This is a genomic window from Scytonema hofmannii PCC 7110 (assembly GCF_000346485.2).
Classification (GTDB): Bacteria; Cyanobacteriota; Cyanobacteriia; order Cyanobacteriales; family Nostocaceae; genus Scytonema; species Scytonema hofmannii.
The window spans coordinates 2,169,296-2,175,963 of sequence record NZ_KQ976354.1; the positions used below are offsets into that span (position 1 = coordinate 2,169,296).

A 6,668-nucleotide genomic window follows, 5' to 3' on the forward strand; every position below is an offset into this window, starting at 1 on the left:
AGCTTATTTATTATGTCTTCCAAAATACCAGTTTCTGTACTGATTCCAGCTAAAAACGAACAAGCCAATTTACCTGCTTGTTTGACAAGTGTTCAAAGAGCAGATGAAGTTTTTGTTGTTGATTCCCAAAGTAGCGATAAAAGCGTTGAGATCTCTCAAGATTATGGTGCAAATGTTGTACAATTTCACTTCAATGGACGTTGGCCAAAAAAGAAAAATTGGTCTTTAGAAAACATCCCTTTTCGTAACGAATGGGTACTCATTGTTGATTGTGACGAACGCATTCCAGACGAATTGTGGGGTGAAATTGCCCAAGCCATTCAAAATCCTGAATTCAATGGTTATTACCTTAACCGTAAAGTTTATTTCTTGGGGACATGGATTCGTCATGGAGGCAAATATCCCGATTGGAATTTGCGTTTGTTTAAGCACAAAAACGGTCGTTACGAAAACCTCAACACTGAAGATATTCCCAATACAGGCGATAACGAAGTTCACGAACACGTTATTTTAGATGGAAAAATTGGATACCTCAAACATGATATGATACATGAGGATTTCCGTGACTTATTCCATTGGATAGAGCGCCACAACCGTTATTCTAACTGGGAAGCCCGTGTTTATCACAATTTGCTCACAGGCAAAGATGATAACGGCACTATCGGTGCAAGTCTCTTTGGAGATGCCGTGCAACGCAAGCGCTTCTTGAAAAAAGTTTGGGTACGATTGCCATTTAAACCATTGTTACGGTTTGTTTTATTCTATATTATTCAACGTGGGTTTTTAGATGGCAGAGCAGGATACATCTACGGGCGGCTCTTAAGTCAATATGAATATCAAATTGGCGTTAAACTTTACGAATTACGCCAACACAATGGGCGCTTAAATACCTCATCCCAACCCATTGTACAGTCCCCCTCTTTACCTAAAGAAATAGGGCAAACAGTAACACAGTGAAACGGTTAGTGGTTAGTAGGGGCGCAAGGCATTGCGCCCGTACAGTAGTTAGGAGTCATTTTTAACTACTAACCACTAACCACTAACCACTAACATTTTTTTCATATGACAAATGACAAAACTTTTGTAGATTTGCGCAAATACGATCAATCTTGGTTTGACCGAGGGCGACCCGGTTGGTATATTTTGTTGTGGTGGTTTGTACAAGCGATCGCTTTTCCTCTCACACCTCACCCTCTAAATGGTTTGCGCTGTGCTTTGCTGCGTTTGTTCGGTGCTCGTATAGGTCAAGGAGTCCTCATTCGACCAACTGCTCGTTTTACCTATCCGTGGAAAGTTACTATTGGTGACTACAGTTGGATTGGAGATGACGTAGTTTTCTACAGTCTTGACTGTATCCATATAGGAGAACACTGCGTCATTTCCCAAAAAAGCTACCTGTGTACTGGAAACCACGATCTTCGCGATCCAGCTTTTGGATTGAAAACAGCAAGTATTACCATTGGCAATGGAGCATGGATAGCTGCAGATTGCTTTGTGGGACCGGGAGTTAAAATTGGCTCTAATGCTGTGATTGGTGCTCGTAGCAGTGTTTTTAGCGACATCCCCTCCGCACAAGTTTGTTGGGGAACTCCCTGCGTACCTCGTTATGAGAGAAAACCTGAGCTAACCTCGTAAAAATAACTGCGTAATGTAGTAAGTACTGCCAATTTTCCAAACACCGACACCAGTCTCTTTAAAAATGGGACGCAAAATATTCTCTCGGTGTCCAGGGCTTTTCATCCAGCCATCCACTGCAACTGGTACGGGTCGCCGAATGTTTGTACTTTTGAATAAATTTTCACCTACCACCCAGTAAATAATTCCTCCCGATTGTGCTCTTTGGGATAGAGTACTGCCATTAGCTCCCGTATGGCTAAAAAAGTTTTTCTCAGCCATTTCCCGACTATACCTTCGGGCAATTTGTACTAGTTTTTCATTGTTTTGCAAAGGTTTTAGCCCATATTTAACACGAACTTTATTAATATCTTGCCTAATTGTTGCCTCAATATTGGCTGTTGTAGAAGTTTGGGCGAGAACAGCAGGTTTTCGAGGTTTACCAGATGGCACTTCAATTTTAGGTAAGGGAGGCAAATACTCTACAGCCTCCTCACAACCTGTGGTTAAAAATGCGATTGTTACTCCTACAACCGAAATTATTTGGATTATCAAGCTTTTGCGCTTGTATTTTATTCTCAACAAAAAACTTCCAAAGTAGAAACTGTAAAATGCAAAAAAAACAAAACCCCCTTCCTAACTGTATGGAAGAGGGCTGTTGTTGGATATATAAACCTGGCACCGAGCTATTTTTGCGGGCAGCAACCCGCCAACTATCGTCGCCGCATCAATGTTTCACAACTGAGTTCGGGATGGGGTCAGAGTGGGTCCCCCGAGCCATAGGCACCAGGTAAGACAGTGAGCAGTGACCAGTGAGCAGTGACCAGTAAAGAAAGTTTACTCAGATCGCTGTGAAGATTTCGCATCACTGATCGCTCAATCAAAACCCTGAAGACTGCACAGAAACGCGAATTGAAGCCATGACAGCGAACATTAACCATAACTCAGTTCTTCACTGGTCACTGGTCACTGGTCACTGGTCACTGAACAGAGGTCAAGACCTCGGTCTGTTAGGACAGCTTGGCTAAATACATTACTGTATGTACACCGACTGCCTATGAACAGGTGTTCTACCTGTGACCTTAACTACTTATAGTAGTGAGAGCACTCATCTTGAGGTGGGCTTCCCACTTAGATGCTTTCAGCGGTTATCCGCTCCGCACATGGCTACCCAGCGTCTACCATGGGCATGATAACTGGTACACCAGCGGTGCGTTCCTCCCGGTCCTCTCGTACTAAGGAGGACTCCTCTCAATGCTCTAACGCCTGCACCGGATATGGACCGAACTGTCTCACGACGTTCTGAACCCAGCTCACGTACCGCTTTAATGGGCGAACAGCCCAACCCTTGGGACGTACTTCCGCCCCAGGTTGCGATGAGCCGACATCGAGGTGCCAAACCTCCCCGTCGATGTGGACTCTTGGGGGAGATCAGCCTGTTATCCCTAGAGTAACTTTTATCCGTTGAGCGACGGCCATTCCATTCTGCGCCGTCGGATCACTAAGACCGTGTTTCCACCCTGTTCGAGTTGTAACTCTTACAGTCAAGCTCCCTTATTGCCTTTACACTCAACGCACGGTTTCCAAGCGTGCTGAGGGAACCTTTGTGCGCCTCCGTTACCTTTTAGGAGGCGACCGCCCCAGTCAAACTGCCCATCTGAAACTGTCTCCCGATTGGATTCACAATCGTGGGTTAGAATCCTAGCTTCGCTAGAGTGGTATCTCACCGTTGGCTCCATACTCCCCACAAGGAATACTTCTACGCCTCCCACCTATGCTGCGCAAGCCAAGCCCGGACCCAATTCCAGACTACAGTAAAGCTTCATAGGGTCTTTCTGTCCTGGTGCAGGTAGTCCGTATCTTCACAGACATTCCTATTTCGCCGAGTCTCTCTCTGAGACACCATCCAGATCGTTACGCCTTTCGTGCGGGTCGGAACTTACCCGACAAGGAATTTCGCTACCTTAGGACCGTTATAGTTACGGCCGCCGTTCACCGGGGCTTCAGTCGTCAGCTTCAAAGTTTCCTCCTGACCAACTTCCTTAACCTTCCGGCACTGGGCAGGCGTCAGCCCCCATACTTCCAATTGCTTGTTTGCGGAGACCTGTGTTTTTGGTAAACAGTCGCCTGGATCTCTTCACTGCGGCCAGCTCTCGCTGGCACCCCTTCTTCCGAAGTTACGGGGCCATTTTGCCGAGTTCCTTAGAGAGAGTTATCTCGCGCCCCTGAGTTTTCTCAACTTCCCCACCTGTGTCGGTTTCGAGTACGGGTTTGATGCTTTCATCATCGACAGAGCTTTTCTTGGCACTATCCTTCACAACTCGGCATCCTTAGACACCTCCCAATCCATTCAGGGCGTTGCTTTCTTTCATGCGTCTTCTGCCGACTCCCACTTCAAAGTGAGGGATTGTTCACCCTCTGTCCATCGACTACGCTTTTCAGCCTCGCCTTAGGTCCCGACTAACCCAGAGTGGACGAACCTGCCTCTGGAACCCTTGGGGTTTCGGGGCTAGGGATTCTTACCCTAGTTTGCGCTACTCAAGCCGACATTCTCACTTCCGTCTCGTCCACAGCTGCTTGCCGCTACTGCTTCTACCGAAGACGGAACGCTCCCCTACCAGTTCAGTTCAACAGTGACCAGTGAGCAGTGACCATTTTTTTCTTTCTGGTCACTGTTCACTGGTTACTGGTCACTGAAATCCACAGCTTCGGTACATCTCTTAGTCCCATTCATTTTCGGCGCAGGAGCGCTTGACCAGTGAGCTATTACGCACTCTTTCAAGGATGGCTGCTTCTAGGCAAACCTCCTGGTTGTCTATGCACTCCCACCTCCTTTACCACTTAGAGATGATTTTGGGACCTTAGCTGGTGGTCTGGGCTGTTTCCCTCTTGACGATGAAGCTTATCCCCCACCGTCTCACTGGTAACTTTACCACTGAGTATTCAGAGTTTATCTCGATTTGGTACCGGTCTCCCAGCCCGCACCGAAATAGTGCTTTACCCCTCAGTTTTTTTTGTTACCGCTGCGCCTCAACACATTTCGGGGAGAACCAGCTAGCTCCGAGTTCGATTGGCATTTCACCCCTAACCACACCTCATCCGCCGATTTTTCAACATCGGTCGGTTCGGACCTCCACTTGGTTTTACCCAAGCTTCATCCTGGACATGGTTAGATCACCCGGGTTCGGGTCTATAAATACTGATATCTCGCCCTGTTCAGACTCGCTTTCGCTTTGGCTACGTCATACAACTTAACCTACCAGTACCTATAACTCGCCGGCTCATTCTTCAACAGGCACGCGGTCATCCGTTGAATCGGACTCCCACTGCTTGTAGGCTAACGGTTTCATGTTCTATTTCACTCCCCTCGACGGGGTTCTTTTCACCTTTCCCTCGCGGTACTTGTTCACTATCGGTCACACAGTAGTATTTAGCCTTACGAGATGGTCCTCGCTGATTCACATGGGATTCCTCGTGCCCCATGCTACTCGGGATGAAGCTACTATCCTTGAGTTTTTGACTACAGGACTTTCACCTTCTCTGGTGCAGTATTTCGCTGCTTCGTCTAACCGCTAGATTCGACATTGCTTTCCCACGACCCCAAATTGCATGCAATTTGGTTTAGGCTCTTCCCCTTTCGCTCACCACTACTCAGGGAATCTCTGTTGATTTCTTTTCCTCCAGCTACTAAGATGTTTCAATTCACTGGGTTCGCTACAATAGTTTATTGGGTTGCCCCATTCGGACATCTCCGGCTCAATGCTTGCTTCCAGCTCCCCGGAGCTTTTCGTTGGTAACCACGTCCTTCTTCGCCTCTGTGTGCCTAGGTATCCACCATTAGCCCTGATTCTCTTGACCACTTTAAAGCTTTCTCTAGTTCACTGACCAATTCTCAGTTCTCAGTTTGACAACAATTTCTCACTGGTCACTGGTCACTGGTCACTAACTTATCGCGTCTCTATGCAGTTTTCAAGGTTCTGGCTGGTTTTTTCCCCAGCAGTCTGATATCTGTGATATCACGGTGCTGGAATTTCCCTCATTTTTGCTCTGAATCATTTTCCGCTTCTTCGCCATTTCAATAGTCCCACGCGTTGAAACAACGCAAGCGCTGGCTTTGAATCTTTCTGGCTGAAAAATGCGGTAGGTGGAGGTAAGGAGACTCGAACTCCTGACATCCTGCTTGCAAAGCAGGCGCTCTACCAACTGAGCTATACCCCCCTGTCTTCAGTGACCAGTGACCAGTGACCAGTGACCAGTAAATTTAACTTTGGTCACTGCTCACTGGTTACTGTTTACTGATGTCAGGTGGGCCATCCTGGACTCGAACCAGGGACCTCACCCTTATCAGGGGTGCGCTCTAACCACCTGAGCTAATAGCCCAAATCGAACCTCAATTCTAGTTTGGAAGCTGCTTTCACCTGACGCACGACCTGGGATGTCCCTTCAGTTTCACTCTTGACTCGCTCCCAACAACCTTTTTCTGCTGGTCACTGGTCACTGGTCACTGTTGAACTGAAAAGTTGGTCTCCCTAAAAGGAGGTGATCCAGCCACACCTTCCGGTACGGCTACCTTGTTACGACTTCACCCCAGTCACCAGTCCTGCCTTCGGCATCCTCCTCCACGAATGGTTAGAGTAACGACTTCGGGCACTACCAGCTTCCATGGTGTGACGGGCGGTGTGTACAAGGCCCGGGAACGAATTCACTGCAGTATGCTGACCTGCAATTACTAGCGATTCCACCTTCACGCAGGCGAGTTGCAGCCTGCGATCTGAACTGAGCCATGGTTTGTGAGATTTGCTTGCATTCACATGCTTGCTGCCCTCTGTCCATAGCATTGTAGTACGTGTGTAGCCCAGGACGTAAGGGGCATGCTGACTTGACGTCATCCCCACCTTCCTCCGGTTTGTCACCGGCAGTCTCCTTAGAGTTCCCAACTTAATGATGGCAACTAAGTACGAGGGTTGCGCTCGTTGCGGGACTTAACCCAACATCTCACGACACGAGCTGACGACAGCCATGCACCACCTGTGTTCGCGCTCCCTAAGGCACTC

Annotated in this window: 3 protein-coding genes, 2 tRNA genes and 3 rRNA genes (1 of these 8 cut by a window edge); 2 read left to right on the forward strand and 6 right to left on the reverse strand. The window is 47.8% G+C overall.

The window, feature by feature from the left end; all coding sequences use genetic code 11:
* Positions 1 to 12: 12 nt before the first annotated feature.
* Both WA1_RS09370 and hpsU read left to right on the forward strand, forming a co-directional pair.
* The gene (locus WA1_RS09370; protein WP_017745317.1) at positions 13 to 957 is read left to right on the forward strand and encodes a glycosyltransferase family 2 protein; all 945 of its coding nucleotides are present in this window, start codon (positions 13 to 15) and stop codon (positions 955 to 957) included.
* A gap of 105 nt (positions 958 to 1,062) precedes the next feature.
* Entirely contained in the window at positions 1,063 to 1,635 is a 573-nt protein-coding gene (gene hpsU, locus WA1_RS09375; RefSeq protein ID WP_017745316.1) for a hormogonium polysaccharide biosynthesis acetyltransferase HpsU, read from the forward strand.
* Here hpsU and WA1_RS09380 read toward each other — a convergent pair.
* The 6 genes from WA1_RS09380 to WA1_RS09405 form a co-directional block, all read right to left on the reverse strand.
* Complete coding sequence (locus tag WA1_RS09380) at positions 1,624 to 2,169, reverse strand: CAP domain-containing protein (protein WP_272819107.1); 546 nt, start codon at positions 2,167 to 2,169, stop codon at positions 1,624 to 1,626. The two genes, hpsU and WA1_RS09380, sit on opposite strands and share 12 nt — an antisense overlap.
* A 118-nt stretch (positions 2,170 to 2,287) precedes the next feature.
* Positions 2,288 to 2,405: ribosomal RNA gene (rrf, locus tag WA1_RS09385) — 5S ribosomal RNA — on the reverse strand.
* A gap of 199 nt (positions 2,406 to 2,604) precedes the next feature.
* Positions 2,605 to 5,472 (reverse strand): 23S ribosomal RNA (locus WA1_RS09390).
* Positions 5,473 to 5,759: 287 nt separating this feature from the next.
* Positions 5,760 to 5,832 (reverse strand) — tRNA-Ala (locus WA1_RS09395).
* An 88-nt stretch (positions 5,833 to 5,920) separates the two neighbouring features.
* Positions 5,921 to 5,994: transfer RNA gene (locus WA1_RS09400), tRNA-Ile, on the reverse strand.
* Positions 5,995 to 6,146: 152 nt separating this feature from the next.
* A 16S ribosomal RNA gene (locus WA1_RS09405) occupies positions 6,147 to 6,668 on the reverse strand; it runs 765 nt beyond the window's last position.
* The 16S, 23S and 5S rRNA genes sit together here with 2 tRNA genes alongside, the layout of an rRNA operon.